We start from the raw sequence: 17,394 nt of genomic DNA on the forward strand, positions 1-17,394 counted from the left end.
GGCAGAGATGCCGACCCCCGCGCAGCAGCTCGCCTCAAGTCCGGTCTTCCATCGCAGCACGGCACCGGGGAACACCGCCGACTCCCTGCCCCACCGGCCGGTCACGGCGCGGGCGGCACCGCCACCGGTGCCTCCGCCCCCACATACCGGGCCACCGGCCGGATGATCTTCGGGTCCTCCGCCTGCTCGACGACGTTCGCGCTCCACCCCACCACCCGCGCGGCCGCGAAGGTCGGGGTGAACATCTCCCGCGGCAGCCCGCAGAGTTCCATCACGAGCCCCGCGTAGAACTCGACGTTCGTGTGGAGTTCGCGGCCCGGCTTGAGCTCCGCGAGGATCGCCTCCACCTGCCGCTCGACCTCCACGGCGAACTCGACCCGCGGTCCGCCGAACTGCTGGGCGACCTCGCGCAGCATCCGCGAACGCGGGTCCTCCGTACGGTAGATGGCGTGGCCGAAGCCCATGATGCGGTCGCCCGCGAGGACGCGTTCACGGATCCATGGGTCGATGCGGTCCGGCGTGCCGATCGCGTCCAGGGTGTCCAGGGCCCGGCTGGGCGCACCCCCGTGCAGCGGACCCGACAGCGCTCCTACGGCCCCGACCAGGCAGGCCGCCACGTCCGCCCCGGTCGACGCGATGACCCGCGCGGTGAAGGTTGACGCGTTGAATCCGTGGTCAATGGTTGAGATCAAGTATTGCTCGATCGCCCTGGCCTGCTGCTTGTCCGGCTCCGAACCGGTCAACATGTACAGGTAGTTGGCCGCGTAGGACAGGTCCTCGCGCGGCTCCACGGGATCAAGTCCCCGCCCCAGCCGGTACAGCGCGGTCAGCAGCGTCGGGACGGCCGCGGACGCCACGAGCGTGTCCCGGCGGCGCGCGTCCGCGTCGATGTCGTACACCGGCCGGAAGTCCTGCGCGGCGCCGAGCAGCGACAGTGCCGTACGCATCCCTGCCAGCGGTCCGGACGTGCCGCTCGCCGCCGCGACCGCGGGCAGCGCGGCCCGCACTCCGTCGGGCAGCCGGCGCAGCGCGGCGGTCTCGGCGGCGAAGGCCGCGCTCCGGTCGGCGTCGGGCAGTTCGCCGTGGGCCAGGAGGTGCCAGACGTCCTCGAAGCCGCGGGTCCGCGCGAGGTCGACGGCGGAGTACTGGCAGTAGTGGTAGAAGCCCTCAGCGCCTCGGACGTCACCGATTCGGGTGTCGGTGACGACGACGCCCGCGAGCCCCCGCGGGACATCGATACGTGTGGCTACGGCTCTGTTGCTGGACATGATTCCTCCCTGGACTTGATTTCAATGTCCATGGTTGACTCAATCTCTGTCAATATTGATTGAATCAATATCCGCAAGGTGTGCATGCGGATGGATACGGTGGCCCCCATGCGCGATCAAGAACCCTCTCCCGGTCACCCCGACCGACGGCTGAGCACCAAGGAGACCGCCGAACTCCTCGGCGTGAAGCCCGACACCGTGTACGCGTACGTGAGTCGCGGGCAGCTGAGCAGCAGACGCGAGCCCGGCGGCCGGGGCAGCACCTTCGACGCCAAGGAGGTGGAGGCGCTCGCCCGGCGCAACAGGCGCGAGAGCAGCGGGAGTTCGGGGTCGGGGGGCGAGCTGTCCGTACGGACCCGGATCACGCTCATCGAGAAGGACCGGTACTACTTCCGAGGCGTCGACGCGACCGAGCTGGCCGCCCGCCATTCCTACGAGGAGATCGCGGAGTGGCTGTGGACCGGGGAACTGCGTCCCGGGATCACGTTCACCGCGCCCAAGGCGGCCGTCTCCGTCGCCCGGCGTGCCGTGGACGCGCTGCCCGAACACGCCGGCCCCACCGACCGGTTGCGCGTCGCCGCCATCGCGGCGGCGACCGCGGACCCGCTGCGCTTCGACCTGTCCGAGGACGCCGTGCTCGGCACCGCGCGCACCCTCATCCCCACCCTCGTCGCGGCCCTGCCTCCGATACGGCGCACCCATCGCGACGAGGGTCCTCTGGCCCACCGCCTGTGGGCGCGGCTGAGCGGACGGCCGGCTGACGATGCGTCACTGCGCGTCCTGGACACGGCACTCGGCCTCCTCGTCGACCACGACCTGGCCGCCTCGACGCTCGCGGTGCGCGTCGCCGCCTCGGCCCGGGCGCACGCCTACGCGGCTGTCTCCTCCGGCCTGGGGGTCCTCGAAGGCCCCCTGCACGGCGCCGCCAGCGGCCTGGCGCACCGGTTGCTGCTCGACGTGCTCGACCAGGGCACCGCGGCCCCGGTCGTCGCGGACGAACTGCGGTCCGGCCGCCGCATCCCCGGACTGGGCCACCGGCTCTACCCCGGCGAAGACCCACGCGCGCGTGCCCTGTTCGCGCTCCTGAAGGAGATCCCGGGCGCGGCGCCCGCCCTCGCCGCGGCCCGCGACATCGTGGCCACCACCGCCCGTCACACCCCGCTGCACGCCAACGTCGACCTGGCGCTCGCCGTGTTCACCGTCTCCTCGGGGATGCCGTCCACGGCGGGCGAGACGGTCTTCGCCGTCGCCCGTACGGCGGGCTGGATCGCGCACGCCCTGGAGGAGTACGGGGAGCGCCCGCTGCGCATGCGGCCCAGCGGTCACTACGTAGGCCCCAGACCGCCTCAACCCCTACCGGAGTAGGACACGAGCACGGCCGGAAGTCGCCCTGGGCCAAGTCAGGTTAGGCTCACCTCTGTGAGTACGTGCGCGACCGTCTCTCGGGACCTCGACGAGCCCATTTCCGGAACCGCGGCCACGGCGACGACGTGGCTGCTGCTGGAACAGGCCGGTCCTTGGGGTGCCAAAGCGCTCACTTCGAGCCACCTGGACCCCGTGGTGGGGCGTGCCCTGGAAGCGGCCGCCGCGGACACGGGGGTGCGGGTCGCGCTCATCCGGCGCCCCGGGCGGCACGCCGACCCCGCGGCCTCGCCGGTGCGCCAGGTGTACGCGGCCCACACCGTTCCCGGAAACGTATGGCTGCACAGCGCGACGACCGAGGATCCGCAGGAGCTGCTCTCCCTGGACTTCGCCGCCCTCGGCGCGGGTGATCCCGCCTCGTTCGGGTCGGCGCTCGGCGGGCGGCCCCACACCGGCGATCCGCTCGCCCTCGTGTGCACCAACGGCAAGCGCGACCGCTGCTGCGCACTCCTGGGCCGCCCTCTCGCGGCAGAACTGGCCGCCTCTGGTGTCGAAGGCGCCTGGGAGGTCACCCATCTGGGCGGTCACCGCTTCTCGCCCACCGTCCTCGTCCTGCCGTACGGCTACGCGTACGGGCGGGTCCAGGCGCACGGCATCAAGGAGATCCTCCACGGCGTCCAGGAGGGCCGTGTGGTCGTCGAGGGCTGCCGGGGCGCTTCGGCCTGGGAGAGGCCCGGACAGGCGGCGGAACTGGCCGTGCGGACGGCCGCGGGCGAGTACGCGATGGATGCCCTGAGCGTCGTACGCACGGACGGTGCGGCACCGCGCTGGGAGGTGACCGTCGCGCACGCCGACGGGCGCCACTGGCGGGTGATAGTCGCCCAGGGCGCATCGCTTCCGCCCCGGCCGGAGAGCTGCGGGGCGGCGGTCCTCGGCGCACCGGCGCGGATGGACGTCGTGGCGGTGCGCGAGCTCACGACGGCGCTGGCGGGCTGACCCGCACGACAGCCGGTCTCCCTGAGGGTCCGCAGAGAAACTCCCGGAGGGTCCGCAGGGAAAACCGTCCTCTTCTGGAGGCCGGTTTTCCCAAGAACTGGTCAAGAGATCCGTGCCACACCCCTGGGGCAGCCCCCGTCCCGGCACGTACGGTCAGGGGTATGAGCCCCACTCCTCCCGCACGCCGCCGTCGCCTCGGGCTGCCGCGGCGGGTGTTCTCGCAGGTGCTGCTGATGCAGCTGGCGATCGCCGCGGGAGTCGCGGTCCTGGCGACCGGGCTGTTCCTCGCGCCGCTGAGCAAGCAGCTGGACCAGGAGGCGATGAACCGCGCCCTGGGCATCGCCCAGACGACCGCGCAGCAGCCGCAGATCGTCAAGGAGATCCAGGACACCCCTCCGACCGTGGACGGACCCGTGCAGCGGGAGGCGGAGCGGATCCGGAAGGCCACCAAGGCGGAGTACGTGGTGGTGATGGACTGGCGGGGCATGCGCTGGTCGCACACGACCCCGAGCGAGATCGGCCGCTTCGTCTCGACCTCTCCTGGCCAGCCCCTTGCGGGCCAGGAGGTCACGGAGATCGACAAGGGCACCCTGGGACGCTCCGCGCGCGGCAAGGTACCGCTCCGGGACACCGACGGCACGGTCGTCGGGGCGGTCTCGGTGGGCATCAAGTACGACAGCGTCCGCGCGCAGCTGATCAGCGCGATCCCCGGGCTGCTGGCGTACGCCGGCGGCGCGCTCGCGGTCGGCGCCCTGGCGGCCTGGCTGGTCTCCCGGAGGGTCCAGCGGCAGACCCGGGACCTGGCCTTCTCGGACATCTCGGCGCTGCTCTCGGAGCGCGAGGCGATGCTGCACGGCATCAGGGAGGGTGTCGTCGCCCTGGACCGTACTGGCCGCATACGCCTCCTGAACGACGAGGCACGGCGGCTCCTGGGCATCGGCGACGAGGCGGTCGGCCGCTCCCTGGACGAGGCGCTCGGCGGAGGACGGACCACCGACGTCCTGGCCGGCCGGGTCACCGGCACCGACCTCCTCGCCGTCCGCGGCCAGCGGGTCCTGGTCACCAACCGGATGCCCACCGACGACGGCGGCGCCGTCGCCACCCTGCGCGACCGCACCGAACTGGAGCAGCTCGGCCGGGAGTTGGACTCGACGCACGGCCTGATCGACGCCCTGCGCGCCCAGGACCATGAGCACGCCAACCGTATGCACACCCTCCTGGGGCTGCTCGAACTGGAGATGTACGACGACGCCGTGGATTTCGTCGGCGAGGTGGTCGGCGATCACCGGGCGACGGCCGAGCAGGTCACCGAGAAGATCCAGGACCCTTTGCTCGCCGCCCTGTTGGTGGGTAAGGCAACCGTCGCGGCCGAGCGGGGCGTCGCCCTGTGGATCTCCGACCGGACGTGGCTGCCGGACCGGCTGATCGACCCGCGCGGGCTGGTCACGGTCGTCGGCAACCTGGTGGACAACGCGCTCGACGCCGTCGCGGGCACACCGCACGCACGCGTGGAGGCCGAGTTGCGGACGGAGGGGCGTACGGCCGTGCTCCGGGTGCGCGACACGGGGCCCGGAATCCCGGCGGAGCAAAGGGAGTTGATCTTCACCGAGGGCTGGTCCACCAAGAAGCCCCCGGCGCACGGCAAGCGCGGAATCGGACTCTCCTTGGTGCGTCGGCTCGCCGAACGGCAGGGCGGCAGCGCGGTGGTGACGGAGGCGTTCGGTGGCGGCGCGGAGTTCGTCGTCGTCCTCCCCGAGGCCCTGACCGAACCGGGCCTCGCCCCCGCTCTCACCGCCCCAGGAGAGCCCGTCGCCGAGGAGGAGTCGCGATGATCGAGGTCCTGGTCGTCGACGACGACACCCGGGTGGCGCAGGTCAACGCGGCCTACGTGGAGAAGGTGCCGGGCTTCCATGTCGCGGCCGAGGCGCACACCGCGTCCGAGGCGCTCGACCGGCTGGAGGCGCTGCCCCGGGTGGACCTGGTCCTCCTGGACCACTATCTGCCCGACGAGACGGGCCTGGCGGTCGTCCAGGAGATGCGCCGACGCGGCCACCAGACCGACGTGATCATGGTGACGGCGGCCCGGGACGTGACGACGGTGCAGGCGGCGATGCGCCATGGCGCCCTGCAGTACCTGGTCAAGCCGTTCGCCTTCTCGGGCCTGCGGGCCAAGCTGGAGGCGTACGCCGCTCTGCGCCGCACCCTCGACGGCGGCGGCGAGGCCGAACAGGCGGAGGTGGACCGGATCTTCGGCGCCCTGTCCGCGCCCTCGGAGCCCGGGCTGCCCAAAGGGCACTCCCCCACCACGGCGGAACTCGTCCGCCAGGCCCTGATGCACGCCGAAGGCCCCCTGTCCGCCCAGGAGATCGCCGATCGCACGGGAGTGAGCCGGCAGACCGCCCAGCGCTATCTGAAGCTCCTGGAGCGCACCGGACGGGCCCGGCTGACGCTGAAATACGGCGACGCGGGCCGCCCGGAACACCGTTACGTGTGGGCGACCCGCGCCTGAGGGCACGGCCTGTGGGGGTGGGGGAAGGGGCCGTGCCCGCCCTCCTGTACGGATGCCGACCGCGTGGCCGTCAGCCCGCCGCGTTCTTCACGAACTCGGTCGTGTAGGTCTTGTCGAGGTCCACATCGGCGTTCTTGATGGTGGGGTTGAACGCCTTGAGCACCTTCTCGACGGTCTCCGGGCCGTTCTCCGGCATCACGCCGTCCTTGGTGAACATCGGCAGCGTGCTCTTGATCGCGGTCGCGTAGAGGAACTTGTTGCCCTGGGAGTAGTCGGCGGGCATCTTGTCGGCGATCGCCGACGCGCTGTGGGTGGACATCCACTTGAGCGTCTTGACGAATGCATTGGCCATCTTCTGCACCGTTGACTTGTGGCTGTTCACCCAGTCCGTCTGCATGTACAGACTTGACGAGGGATACGGTCCACCCAGCGCCGCCTGCGAGCCCTCGGGCGTGCGCATGTCGACGAGGATCTTGCCGGCCTTCTTGTCGAGGATCGTCGCGACGGTCGGGTCGGTCGTCATCCCCGCGTCGATGGAACCCTGCTGGAGCGCCGCGACGAAGGTCGGTCCCGCGCCCACGGCGACCGGGGTGAACTCGCTGACGTTGACGCCGTTCTTGACGGCGAGGTACTTGGTGAGGAAGTCGGTGGAGGAGCCGAGGCCCGTCACGCCGAGCTTCTTGCCCTTGAAGTCCTTGGCCGACTTGACCTTCCCCTCCGCCTTCGTGGAGACGACCTCCACCTCGCCGGGCGCCTGCGAGAACTGCACCACGGACTCGACCGACTTGCCCTTCACCTGAAGGTCGAGCGTGTGGTCGTAGAAGCCGACCGCTCCCTGGACCTGCCCGGAGACGAGCGCGGTCTCGGCCTGGACGCCGGCGGGTTCGCTCAGCAGTTCCACGTCGAGGCCCTCGGCGTCGAAGTAGCCGAGCCGCTGGGTGAGCATCGCGGGCAGGTAGATGACCTTGTCCAGGCCACCCACCATGATCTTGACCTTCTCACCCTTGCCGTCACCCTTGCTGCCTGAGCCGGTGGAGGCGGTGCTGGCCGCGTCGTTGGCGCAGGCGGTGAGCGAGGAGAGGGCGAGCAGGCCCGAGGCGGCCAGGGCGGCGTATCTGACGGTTGTGCGCATGGCGGTTCACGTCCTTGTGAGGGTGCGGTGCGGGGAGGAGGAGAGGCCGGGCCTCTTCGGCGGGGCTGCGGCGAGAGGCCGTTCAGCTGTCGGAGCCCGACGGCTTCCAGCGGAAGATGCGGTTCTCGGCGAAGGTCAGGAGCCCTTCGGCGACCAGGGCGACGACGGCGAGGATCACCATCGCGGCGTACACACCGGCCGCGTTGAAGGTGCCCTGGGACTGCGCGACGAGCAGGCCGATGCCCTTGGTGGCGCCGATGTACTCGCCGACGATCGCGCCGATGAGGGCGAAGCCGAAGCTGACATGGAGGCTGGTGAAGATCCAGGAGGTGGCCGACGGGATGACCACCTGGAGGGTCACCCTGCGGTCGCTGGCACCGAGGATGCGGGCGTTGGCGACCAGGTTGCGGTCGACCTCACGGGCGCCCTGGAAGGCGTTGAAGAACACCGGGAAGAAGACGAGCACGACGGCGGAGGCGATCTTGGAGGCCGGTCCGAGCCCGAACCAGATCACGAAGATCGGGGCGAGCACGATCCTGGGTATGGAGTTGAGCACCTTGATGTATGGACCAAGTACGTCGGCCAGCAAGGTGATCCGCCCCAGCGCAATACCGAACACGACACCGGCGACCACACCGATGATCCAGCCCAGCAGCGCCTCCTGGAGCGTGTACCAGATCTGCTCCCCCAGGGAGCCGAGCGCGGTCCCGTGCATCACCCAGGTGTAGATCTGGTCCCAGATCTTCGACGGCATCGAGAAGTTGAACGGATCGATGACCTTGATCCGGGAGAGCCACTCCCACAGACCGAGTACGGCGACCAGGAGCAGCACCCGGGCCGCTCCTACACCGACCTTGCGTTTACGTGCGGCACGCGCACGTGAATGGGCGCGGTCCGAGGTGGCACCGGACTCGGCCGCGGCCGGAACGATCTTGCCCTTGGGCATGACGTCAGGCGACATTGGCCGCACCTCTCTCGCGTGTGATGCGGACCTCTTCGCCCAGGGACTCCCAGATCTCGCGGTAGATCTCGATGAACCGCGGCTCCAGGCGCACGGATTCGACCTTGCGGGGCCGGGGCAGGTCGATGTCGAAGACCTGCTTCACTGTGGCGGGCCCCGCGGTCATGACCACGACCTTGTCGGCCAGCGCGATGGACTCCTCCAGGTCGTGCGTGACGAACACGACCGACGCGCCGGTGCCCTCCCACAGCTCCAGGAGTTCGTCCGACATCAGGGCCCTGGTCTGCACGTCGAGTGCCGAGAACGGCTCGTCCATGAGCAGGATCTCGGGGTCGTTGACGAAGGTCGCGGCGAGCGCGACGCGCTTGCGCATACCGCCGGAGAGCTGGTGCGGATAGCGGTCCTCGAAGGCGGAGAGACCGACCCGGGCCAGCCACTCACGCGCCTTCGCCTTGGCTTCGGCCTTCGGTACACCGCGGAAGCGCGGGCCGGCCATGACGTTGGACAGCACCGTGCGCCAGGGGAAGGTGGCGTCCTGCTGGAAGACGAAGCCCACCTTGTCGCCGACGCCGGAGACCGGCTCACCGGCCACCAGCACATCGCCCTCGGAGGGCTCTTCCAGCCCGCTGACGAGGGTCAGCGTGGTCGACTTGCCGCAGCCCGTGGGGCCGACGACCGCCACGAACTCGCCACGCCCGACGGTGAGATCGAGCCCCCGTACGGCCGTGTGCAGACCCCCCGACGGGGTCCTGAAGGTCTTGCTCGCGCCCCGCAGCTCGATGGCGGGGCTGGTGTCTGCGCTCATGGCCGGGACCGTAGATGTGGCCCGGACCACAGCAGCAGTCTTCTGGGCGCAAGCCGTTCTTTTGCTCGCAAGAGCCTGTTGTGCTCGTTTTGCTCGCGCTACAACTGCGGAGCCGAAACACGGGCGTAACGCTCGCCTGGCCTTGAGGAAAGAGGCCCAATGATTGACGTCATGGTCGTGGACGACGATTTCCGCGTCGCCGAGATCAACGCCAAGTACGTGGGGAAGGTTCCCGGATTCCGGGTCGCCGCCCGCGCACACAGCGCTGCCCAGGCGCTGGCCACCGTGGAACGCGGGACCATCGACCTGGTCCTGCTCGACCACTATCTGCCCGACCGGACGGGTCTCGAACTCGTGCACCACATGCGGGAACAGGGCCACGGCACCGACGTCATCATGATCACGGCGGCCGGTGACGTGGCGACCGTGCAGCGTGCGATGCGCCTCGGCGCCCTGCACTACCTGGTCAAGCCCTTCACCTTCGCCGCACTGCGCACCCGCCTCGACTCTTACGCCGCCCTACGACGCACCGTCGAGCGCGTCGGCGGCCGGGGCGTGGCCGGCCAGGAGCAGGTCGACCGCATATTCGGCGCCCTGCGTACGACGCCCGCGCCGGCCTCCCCCGGACTGCCCAGCGGCCACTCGGAACCGACCACCGACCTGATCTGCGGCGTCCTGCACCGCGCCGGGCAGCCCCTCTCGGCCCACGAGGTCGCCGCCGAGACCGGCCTGAGCCGCTCCACGGCCCAGCGCTACCTCCGCCACCTGGAGCAGGCCGGCCGCCTCCGCCTCTCCCTCAAGTATGGCGACACGGGCCGCCCTGAACACCGCTACGCCTGGGTGGCGCCGTAGCCACGCGACAGCCGCACGACGCGCGCGCGGCCACGGCACCCGGAGATCGCTACACGGCCCCCGCCCCCGTCAGCGCACGCACCTCGGTCTCCGCGTGCTTGGCCTCGTCCGGGACCTCCGTCGAGGTGACCGTGCCGAGCCAGCCGGCCAGGAAGCCGAGCGGGATCGAGACGATGCCGGGGTTCTGCAGCGGGAAGAACTGGAAGTCGACACCCGGGAACAGCGATTCAGGACTGCCCGACACGACCGGCGACAGCAGCACGAGCACGAGCGCGGGAATGAGCCCGCCGTATACGGCCCACACCGCGCCGCGGGTCGTGAAGCCGCGCCAGAACAGGGAGTAGAGCAGCACCGGGAGGTTCGCGGAGGCCGCGACGGCGAAGGCGAGGCCGACCAGGAAGGCGACGTTGAGGTTCCTGGCGATGAGGCCGAGCCCGATCGCCGCGACACCGATGCCGACCGCGGCGACCCGCGCCACGGCCACCTCACTGCGCGGCTTGGCGCTCGGGCGGCGCAGCGACGCGTACAGGTCGTGCGCCACGGATGCCGAGGAGGCCAGGGTGATCCCGGCCACCACCGCGAGGATCGTTGCGAAGGCCACGGCCGCGACGATCGCGAACAGGACGGTGCCTCCGGTGGAATCGGCTCCGCCGCCGAGGTCGAGGGCCAGCAGCGGGACCGCCGTGTTCCCGGCCTCGTTCGACTTGCGGAGCGTGTCCGGTCCCACGACCGCCGCGGCGGCGAAGCCGAGGACGATCGTCATCAGGTAGAACGCGCCGATGAGCCCGATCGACCACACCACCGAGCGGCGCGCGGCCCGTGCGGTCGGCACGGTGTAGAAGCGCGACAGGATGTGCGGCAGCCCGGCCGTGCCCAGCACCAGCGCGAGGCCCAGGCTGATGAAGTCGAACCGCGCGGTCCAGTCCCCGCCGTACTTGAGTCCCGGCGCCAGGAAGGCCGCGCCATGACCGCTGCGCGCGGCGGCCGTGAGCAGCAGGTGGTTCAGGTTCCCGTGGAAGCGGACCAGGGTCAGCACCGTGAGCGCGACGGTGCCGCTCATCATCAGGACCGCCTTGACGATCTGGATCCAGGTGGTGGCCCGCATCCCTCCCATCGACACATAGATCACCATGAGCGCCCCGACGCCGATGACGGTCCAGGCCCGCGCGGCCGGACTCGTCCCGCCCAGCAGCAGCGAGACCAGGCTGCCCGCGCCCACCATCTGCGCCACCAGGTAGAGAACGGACACGGTGACCGAGGAAGTTCCCGCCGCGATCCGCACCGGCCGCTCGCTCATCCGGGCCGCGACCACGTCGGCGAGCGTGAACCGCCCGCAGTTGCGCACCAGTTCGGCGACCAGGAACAGCACCATGAGCCAGGCGACGAAGAAGCCCACCACGTACAGCAGGCCGTCGTAGCCGAAGAGCGCGATGAGTCCCGTGACCCCGAGGAACGAGGCTGCGGACAGATAATCACCCGAGATGGCAAAACCATTCTCCATCGGGGAGAAGAGCCGGCCGCCCGCGTAGAACTCCTCCTCCGAGCCATGCCGGTTGCGGCTCACCCAGGTGGTGATCCCGAGAGTGACCGCGATGAACACGCTGAACAGCAGCAGCGCCAGCGTCTGGTGGTTCCCGGTCACGACGTACCGCCTCGAATGCCTCGTGTCAGTTCCTGTGTGTCCCAGCGCAGTTCGAGCGCGGCCCGGTCCCTGCGCAGCCGCGCGTGCCGGGCGTAGGCCCAGGTGAGCAGGAAGGTGGTGAGGAACTGCCCGAGTCCCGCGACCATCCCCACGTTCACCGCGCCGGCCACCGGCCGGGCCATGAATCCGGGTGCCGTCGTCGCCGTCACCACATAGGCCACGTACCAGGTGAAGAACACGACGGTGGCCGGCACCACGAACCGCAGATACCGGCCGCGCACCTCCTGGAAGGCCGCACTGCGCTGCACCTCCCGGTACACGTCCGCCGCGCGCATCGCCCTGACCTCGTCCTCCCGGCGGGCGGCCGGCACCTCGGCGACGGGCACGCCCGCGCCGTCCGACTCGCCCCAGCCGGACGCGAGCGCGTCGTACCAAGGGTCGTGGTAGCGCACCTTTCCGGTTCCCTCGGCGGGGGTCAGGTCATGACCTTCGTGGTTCTCGGCCGGACTCTCGTGGCCGCTCCCGCCACCGCGGGGACGACCGTTGCTTGACTGCATGCCCAAGGATGGACAGAACGGGAAGATCCCTGACTCTTGTTCTCCCGTCTCTCACCCCATCAGGTGACTCAACTCGCTGGTGGCCGCACCAGTCCCTTCCCGTAGGCATAACGCACCGCCTGCGCACGGTCCTTGAGCCCCGTCTTGGCGAACAGGTTGTTGATGTGGGTCTTCACCGTCGCCGTGGAGACATGCAGCCGTCGGGCGATCTCCTGGTTGGTCAGGCCGTCGGCGATCAGCAACAGCACCTCCGTCTCCCGCACGGTGAGCCCGTCCGGCGGCTCGGCGGGTTCGGGCGACGGCGGCGGCTCGGGCTCCGACAGCCGCTCCAGCAACCGGCGTTGGATGCTCGGCGACAGCCCCGCGTCCCCCGACAGCACGCTCTCCACGGCCCGTACGATCTCGTCGCCGCCCGCGTCCTTGGTGAGATAACCGCGCGCCCCCGCACGCAGCGCCGGGAACAGCGACGCGTCATCCGCGAACGTCGTGAGCACCACCACCTGCGTACCGGGATACTCGGCACGGATCCGCCGAGTCGCCTCGACCCCGTCGCAGCGCGGCATGCGCAGGTCCATCAGGACCACGTCCGGGGCGAGTTCGGCGACGAGCCGCACCGCCTCGTCCCCGTCGCCGGCGGCGCCGACGACCTCGAGCCCCGGCAGCAGCCCCAACAGCATCACGATGCCTTCCCGTACGACGGTCTGGTCGTCCGCGACCACGACCCGCGCGGGCCTCTTCACGGGCTCCTCCGTCATGCGGGCACCTTCAGCGTCACCACGAACCCCTCCTCGTCCGGCTCGGCACGCAGCGAACCGCCCAGCAACTCGGCGCGTTCCCGCATGCCCAGCAGACCGTATCCACCCCCCGCCCCGGTCAGTTCGCCGCGCGAGCCGCCCGAGTCCCGTACATCCAGGGTCACTTCGCGTTCGCCGTAGTCCAAAGTGAGCAGCACCTTGGCGCCCTGGGCGTGTTTGCGGACGTTCGTCAGAGCCTCCTGGGCGACCCGGCGCACGGCCTGCGAGGCCTCGGCGGAGAGCTGTCTCCGATCACCCGTAACGGTGACCTGGGCACCGCCGGTCGTCCCGACGATCTCGGAGAGGAAGTCCTCCAGCGGGGTCATCTCGCCCCGCAGCGCGGACAACGCCTGCCGGGTCTCGGAGAGGCCGTCGCGAGCCATCCCCCGGGCCGCGACGACCCGCTCCAGGATCGTCTCCCGGTCGGCGCCCCGCTCGATCAGCAGCCTGGCCGCCTCCAGGTGCACGAGCTGGGCGGAGAGGCTGTGCGCGAGCACGTCGTGGATCTCCCGGGCGATACGGGCCCGCTCCGCCAGTGCGGCGGACTCCGCCTCGGCCGCTCTCGCCATGCGCTCCTGGGTGAGCAGCCGCTGTGCGCTGCCCCGGGCCTCGGCATCGAGGCGGAGCGTGTACCCCGCGAGGGCCAGGCCCGCCGTCGTGACCGCGGTGGTCAGCCAGACGTCGTTGTTGACCGCGGCGAAGATCGCGAGGGACACCGCGGTCACCGGCACGGCGACCGCGATGGGCAGCCGCTCCAGCGAGCTGACGGCACAACCGCACCAGATCACGAGGGCCGGAACTCTGAAACCGGCTGCCTGTCCCCCGACCGCCACCCCGAGGAGCACGGCCATGAGTGCCAACGACGGCCAGAGTCTGTGGGCGAGAGTCGTGCGCCAGAACGCCCAGGCGGCGACCGCCGCCAGCAGGATCCCGGCCGCGCCCGCGGCCAGGGCCCAGCCATGGACGTGACCGCCGGTGAGCGCGCCCCCCAGAAGCACGCCGATCACCAGCAGCCGGACGGCCCAGGCGAGCAGACGCCGGGGCCGTGAGATGCCCTCTCGGCCCAGCGCCTCCCGCGAGGGCCAGCGCGTCCAGGCGTTCTCCGTCACACGCGTTCCTTCCGGGCGGGCCGGGCCATGCCGAAACCGTACGCCGGGGCGGAGACGGCCGTCCCGGTGAAGGACTGAGCCCGCCAGGCCAGGACCCCGGAACGGACCAGCAGTGTCGCGGCGAGACCGAGCATGAGGGCCGCGCTGTCCTGGTGCACGCCCACGGCCGCGCCCAGTGCGATGAGGCCGACGCGCAGGGCTATGCCCACGACCCAGACGCCACCGCTCGCCTTGGTGCTCTTGCTCCAGACGGAACCGTCGGACTCCACCCACAGGCGCGTGGTCCAGGCCCAGCCGGCTCCGGTGGCCAGTCCGATGACCAGCTCGACGCCCAGCAGAAGGGCGGAGGCGGTGTGGTGGTGCGCGTCGAGCAGACCGGGCTCGCGCAGCGCGACGACCCCGAGGATCACGGGCAGGAGCCACCAGCGCCGGTCGGTGCTGATCTGGCGGGCGCGGAACTGCCGCCCGATCACCACCACGACGACGGCCACGATCACCAGCGCGTTGACGAGCCCGGACATCAGAGCCTCCGTGAGCGGAAGAGGATGTCGGCGGCGAGCGCTGCCGACGTCTTCGACGCTACGGAAATCCGCAGCTCAGCAGATCGGCGCCAGGGTGGACCGCGGGTGGATTCCCGAACCGGGCCGTCCTCCACCCGTGGGTGGAGCCGGTGGACGGCGGCGGGCGTGGCTCCGGCTTCGGCCCCGACTTCGACTCCGGGTTACGGCCCCGGCTCCGGCTCACGAGACAGAGGGGCGGCGGCGCCAACGGAACGATCCCATCGGCCCGGGGCCGAGCCTCCGGCCCCGGGTTCGGGTTCGCGGACGGACATGCGGGTCCGGGCCCGAACCCGAGCCCAGATCAGGGTCGGACCCGGACCCGGACCCGGACCCGGACCCGGTGGGATGGTCAGGCGTCGATGCGCGACCGGTCCAGCGTCGCGGCGGAGCTGGAGATGAACTCCTTGCGCGGTGCCACGTCGTTGCCCATCAGCAGATCGAAGACCTGCTCGGCCGCGTCCAGGTCGGAGAGGTTGATCCGGCGCAGGGTGCGGTGACGGGGGTCCATCGTCGTCTCGGCCAACTGATCGGCGTCCATCTCGCCGAGACCCTTGTAGCGCTGGATGGAGTCCTTGTACCGGACGCCCTTGCTCTGGAGCTCCAGCATCTTCTCGCGCAGCTCACGGTCCGAGTACGTGTAGACGTACTTGTCCTGGCCCTTCTTCGGCTGGACGAGTTCGATCCGGTGCAGCGGCGGCACCGCGGCGAACACCCGGCCGGCCTCGACCATGGGCCGCATGTAGCGCTGGAAGAGGGTCAGGAGCAGACAGCGGATGTGGGAGCCGTCCACATCGGCGTCGGTCATCATGATGATCTTGCCGTAGCGCGCCGCGTCGATGTCGAAGGTGCGGCCCGAGCCCGCTCCTATGACCTGGATGATCGCCCCGCACTCGACGTTCTTCAGCATGTCGGTGACGGACGACTTCTGGACGTTGAGGATCTTGCCGCGGATCGGCAGCAGCGCCTGGAACTCGGAGTTCCGGGCGAGCTTGGCCGTGCCGAGCGCGGAGTCTCCCTCGACGATGAACAGCTCGCTGCGCTCCACGTCGTCGCTGCGGCAGTCGGCGAGCTTGGCGGGCAGCGAGGAGGACTCCAGGGCCGTCTTCCGGCGCTGCGCGTCCTTGTGCTGCCGGGCCGCGATACGCGTGCGTGCGGCGGCGACGGCCTTCTCCAGCACCACGCGGGCCTGGGCCGCCGCGTCACGCTTCGCCGAGGTCAGGAAGTCCTTGAGCTCCTTGGCTACCACGTTGGCGACGATACGGCGGGCGGCCGACGTACCGAGCACCTCCTTGGTCTGGCCCTCGAACTGCGGTTCGGCGAGCCGGACGGTGACGACGGCGGTGAGGCCCTCCAGGGCGTCGTCCTTGACGACGTCGTCCTCGGCAACGCGCAGCAGCTTCTTGGCGCGCGCCACCTCGTTGATCGTCTTGACGATGGCCTGCTCGAAGCCGGCGACGTGGGTGCCGCCCTTGGGAGTGGCGATGATGTTGACGTACGACCTGAGCGTCGTGTCGTAGCCGGTCCCCCAGCGCATGGCGATGTCGACGCCGAGCTCGCGGGTGACCTCGGTGGGCGTCATCTGACCGTGGTCGTCCAGGACGGGCACCGTCTCCTTGAAGGTGCCCTGGCCCGACAGGCGCAGGACGTCGCAGACCGGCTTGTCGCTCGCCAGGTACTCGCAGAACTCGCTGATGCCGCCGTCGAAGCGGAAGGACTCCTCCCCCTTGCTGCCGCCCTCGCCGAGGCCGTACTCGTCGCGGACGACGATGGTCAGCCCGGGCACCAGGAACGCGGTCTGCCGGGCCCGCTGGTGGAGGTTGTCCAGGGAGAGCTTGGCGTCCTTGAGGAAGATCTGGCGGTCGGCCCAGTAGCGCACGCGCGTGCCGGTGCGGGTCTTGGGGATCCGCTTGGCCTTGCGCAGGCCGCTGGGCTCGAACCCGGCATCGGGACCGGCCGCGGCGAAGGAGCCCGGCACACCGCGGCGGAAGCTGATGGCGTGGGTGTTGCCACCGCGGTCCACCTCGACGTCCAGCCGCGCGGACAGGGCGTTCACCACGGAGGCGCCCACGCCGTGCAGACCGCCGGAGGCGGCGTACGAGCCGCCGCCGAACTTTCCGCCGGCGTGCAGCTTGGTCATGACGACCTCGACACCGGAGAGGCCGGTCTTGGGTTCGACGTCGACCGGGATGCCCCGGCCGTTGTCCCGGACCTCCACCGAGGCGTCGTCGTGCAGGATGACCTCGATGTGGTCGCAGTAGCCCCCGAGGGCCTCGTCCACGGAGTTGTCGATGATCTCCCACAGACAGTGCATGAGGCCACGGCTGTCGGTGGACCCGATGTACATCCCAGGGCGCTTGCGTACGGCCTCGAGCCCCTCGAGGACGAGCAGGTGCCGCGCGGTGTAGTTGGAACCGTCCCGGTCTGCTCCTGCCAGCAGCGCTGTCGACGGCACGGACGTTTCGGCGGTCACGCGGTTCGCTCCTCGCTGAATTTCAGATGAGGCCCTTTTGGGTAAGGGCCCGGCTTCGGTTGCCGCTCAGAGGGTACCGAGGCCTGGTAGAGCCGTTGTAACGCCACCCTCGTCTCCTCCTCACACTAGTCCAGGGTCGTATACCTGTTCGATCCCTCGATGGAGTGAAGTACATATCACGTTCCCTTCGGGGCATGAACCATTTAGGCTCCGGGCACGTCCTCAACAACATCCGGCAACCCAGCCGGGAGGACCCGACCCTGACAGACAGCGCGAACCCGTACAGACACATAGACACGCAATACGGCACATTCGCCGCCAACCGTCAGCCGACAGCCGCCTCGGAAGATTTTTTTCGAGGAATAGCCACGAGCGGG

15 protein-coding genes are annotated in these 17,394 nt (G+C 70.3%); 5 read left to right on the forward strand and 10 right to left on the reverse strand.

The genetic code is table 11. The annotated features are described in order from the left end of the window. Positions 1-101 precede the first annotated feature (101 nt). On the reverse strand, positions 102-1,268 hold the full coding sequence (locus ACIPTO_RS05265) for a citrate synthase/methylcitrate synthase (protein ID WP_401189543.1): 1,167 nt from the start codon (positions 1,266-1,268) through the stop codon (positions 102-104). 108 nt (positions 1,269-1,376) lie between these two features. Between ACIPTO_RS05265 and ACIPTO_RS05270 the strand changes: the two genes are divergently transcribed. From ACIPTO_RS05270 to ACIPTO_RS05285, 4 genes are all read left to right on the forward strand, one after another. Next, a complete protein-coding gene (locus tag ACIPTO_RS05270) occupies positions 1,377-2,633 on the forward strand; it encodes a citrate/2-methylcitrate synthase (protein ID WP_401189544.1) in 1,257 nt (418 codons plus the stop codon). 54 nt (positions 2,634-2,687) lie between these two features. Next, positions 2,688-3,626 (forward strand): sucrase ferredoxin, encoded by a 939-nt coding sequence (locus tag ACIPTO_RS05275; RefSeq protein ID WP_401189546.1) that lies wholly within the window; start codon positions 2,688-2,690, stop codon positions 3,624-3,626. 161 nt (positions 3,627-3,787) lie between these two features. Continuing rightward, complete coding sequence (locus ACIPTO_RS05280) at positions 3,788-5,458, forward strand: ATP-binding protein (protein WP_401189548.1); 1,671 nt, start codon at positions 3,788-3,790, stop codon at positions 5,456-5,458. Beyond that, positions 5,455-6,135: a response regulator gene (locus ACIPTO_RS05285; RefSeq protein WP_366312565.1), complete on the forward strand. Its 681-nt coding sequence runs from the start codon at positions 5,455-5,457 to the stop codon at positions 6,133-6,135. Before ACIPTO_RS05280 ends, ACIPTO_RS05285 begins: the two co-directional genes overlap by 4 nt. 70 nt (positions 6,136-6,205) lie before the next feature. On the opposite strand, the gene ACIPTO_RS05290 is transcribed toward ACIPTO_RS05285, so the two are convergent. From ACIPTO_RS05290 to ACIPTO_RS05300, 3 genes are all read right to left on the reverse strand, one after another. Next, positions 6,206-7,267 carry an ABC transporter substrate-binding protein gene (locus ACIPTO_RS05290; protein ID WP_401189549.1) on the reverse strand — a complete coding sequence of 354 codons (1,062 nt, stop codon included), beginning with the start codon at positions 7,265-7,267 and terminating at the stop codon, positions 6,206-6,208. Between the two features lie 82 nt (positions 7,268-7,349). Then, entirely contained in the window at positions 7,350-8,228 is an 879-nt protein-coding gene (locus ACIPTO_RS05295; RefSeq protein ID WP_401189550.1) for an ABC transporter permease, read from the reverse strand. Continuing rightward, a complete protein-coding gene (locus ACIPTO_RS05300; RefSeq protein ID WP_019072927.1) occupies positions 8,218-9,033 on the reverse strand; it encodes an ABC transporter ATP-binding protein in 816 nt (271 codons plus the stop codon). Before ACIPTO_RS05300 ends, ACIPTO_RS05295 begins: the two co-directional genes overlap by 11 nt. A gap of 159 nt (positions 9,034-9,192) precedes the next feature. Between ACIPTO_RS05300 and ACIPTO_RS05305 the strand changes: the two genes are divergently transcribed. Then, complete coding sequence (locus tag ACIPTO_RS05305; protein WP_366312571.1) at positions 9,193-9,885, forward strand: response regulator; 693 nt, start codon at positions 9,193-9,195, stop codon at positions 9,883-9,885. A gap of 49 nt (positions 9,886-9,934) precedes the next feature. Here the strand turns inward: ACIPTO_RS05305 and ACIPTO_RS05310 are convergent, their stop codons facing one another. The 6 genes from ACIPTO_RS05310 to ACIPTO_RS05335 all read right to left on the reverse strand — a co-directional run bounded on the left by ACIPTO_RS05310 (position 9,935) and on the right by ACIPTO_RS05335 (position 17,017). Next, positions 9,935-11,527, reverse strand: coding sequence for a cation acetate symporter (locus tag ACIPTO_RS05310; protein WP_401189553.1), 1,593 nt, complete (start codon positions 11,525-11,527; stop codon positions 9,935-9,937). Next, positions 11,524-12,084 carry a DUF485 domain-containing protein gene (locus ACIPTO_RS05315; protein WP_401189554.1) on the reverse strand — a complete coding sequence of 187 codons (561 nt, stop codon included), beginning with the start codon at positions 12,082-12,084 and terminating at the stop codon, positions 11,524-11,526. The genes ACIPTO_RS05310 and ACIPTO_RS05315 overlap by 4 nt, the downstream gene beginning before the upstream one ends. Before the next feature lie 68 nt (positions 12,085-12,152). Next, the gene (locus tag ACIPTO_RS05320) at positions 12,153-12,839 is read right to left on the reverse strand and encodes a response regulator transcription factor (RefSeq protein ID WP_366312577.1); all 687 of its coding nucleotides are present in this window, start codon (positions 12,837-12,839) and stop codon (positions 12,153-12,155) included. Further along, positions 12,836-13,987, reverse strand: a complete 1,152-nt coding sequence (locus ACIPTO_RS05325; RefSeq protein ID WP_366312579.1) for a histidine kinase — start codon at positions 13,985-13,987, stop codon at positions 12,836-12,838. The genes ACIPTO_RS05320 and ACIPTO_RS05325 overlap by 4 nt, the downstream gene beginning before the upstream one ends. After that, a complete protein-coding gene (locus tag ACIPTO_RS05330; protein WP_366312581.1) occupies positions 13,984-14,508 on the reverse strand; it encodes a DUF1453 domain-containing protein in 525 nt (174 codons plus the stop codon). Before ACIPTO_RS05330 ends, ACIPTO_RS05325 begins: the two co-directional genes overlap by 4 nt. 388 nt (positions 14,509-14,896) lie before the next feature. Next, the gene (locus ACIPTO_RS05335) at positions 14,897-17,017 is read right to left on the reverse strand and encodes a type IIA DNA topoisomerase subunit B (RefSeq protein ID WP_401189557.1); all 2,121 of its coding nucleotides are present in this window, start codon (positions 17,015-17,017) and stop codon (positions 14,897-14,899) included. Positions 17,018-17,394: the final 377 nt, after the last annotated feature.

Source organism: Streptomyces sp. NPDC090083 (genome assembly GCF_044747445.1).
In the GTDB taxonomy this organism is placed as follows: domain Bacteria; phylum Actinomycetota; class Actinomycetes; order Streptomycetales; family Streptomycetaceae; genus Streptomyces.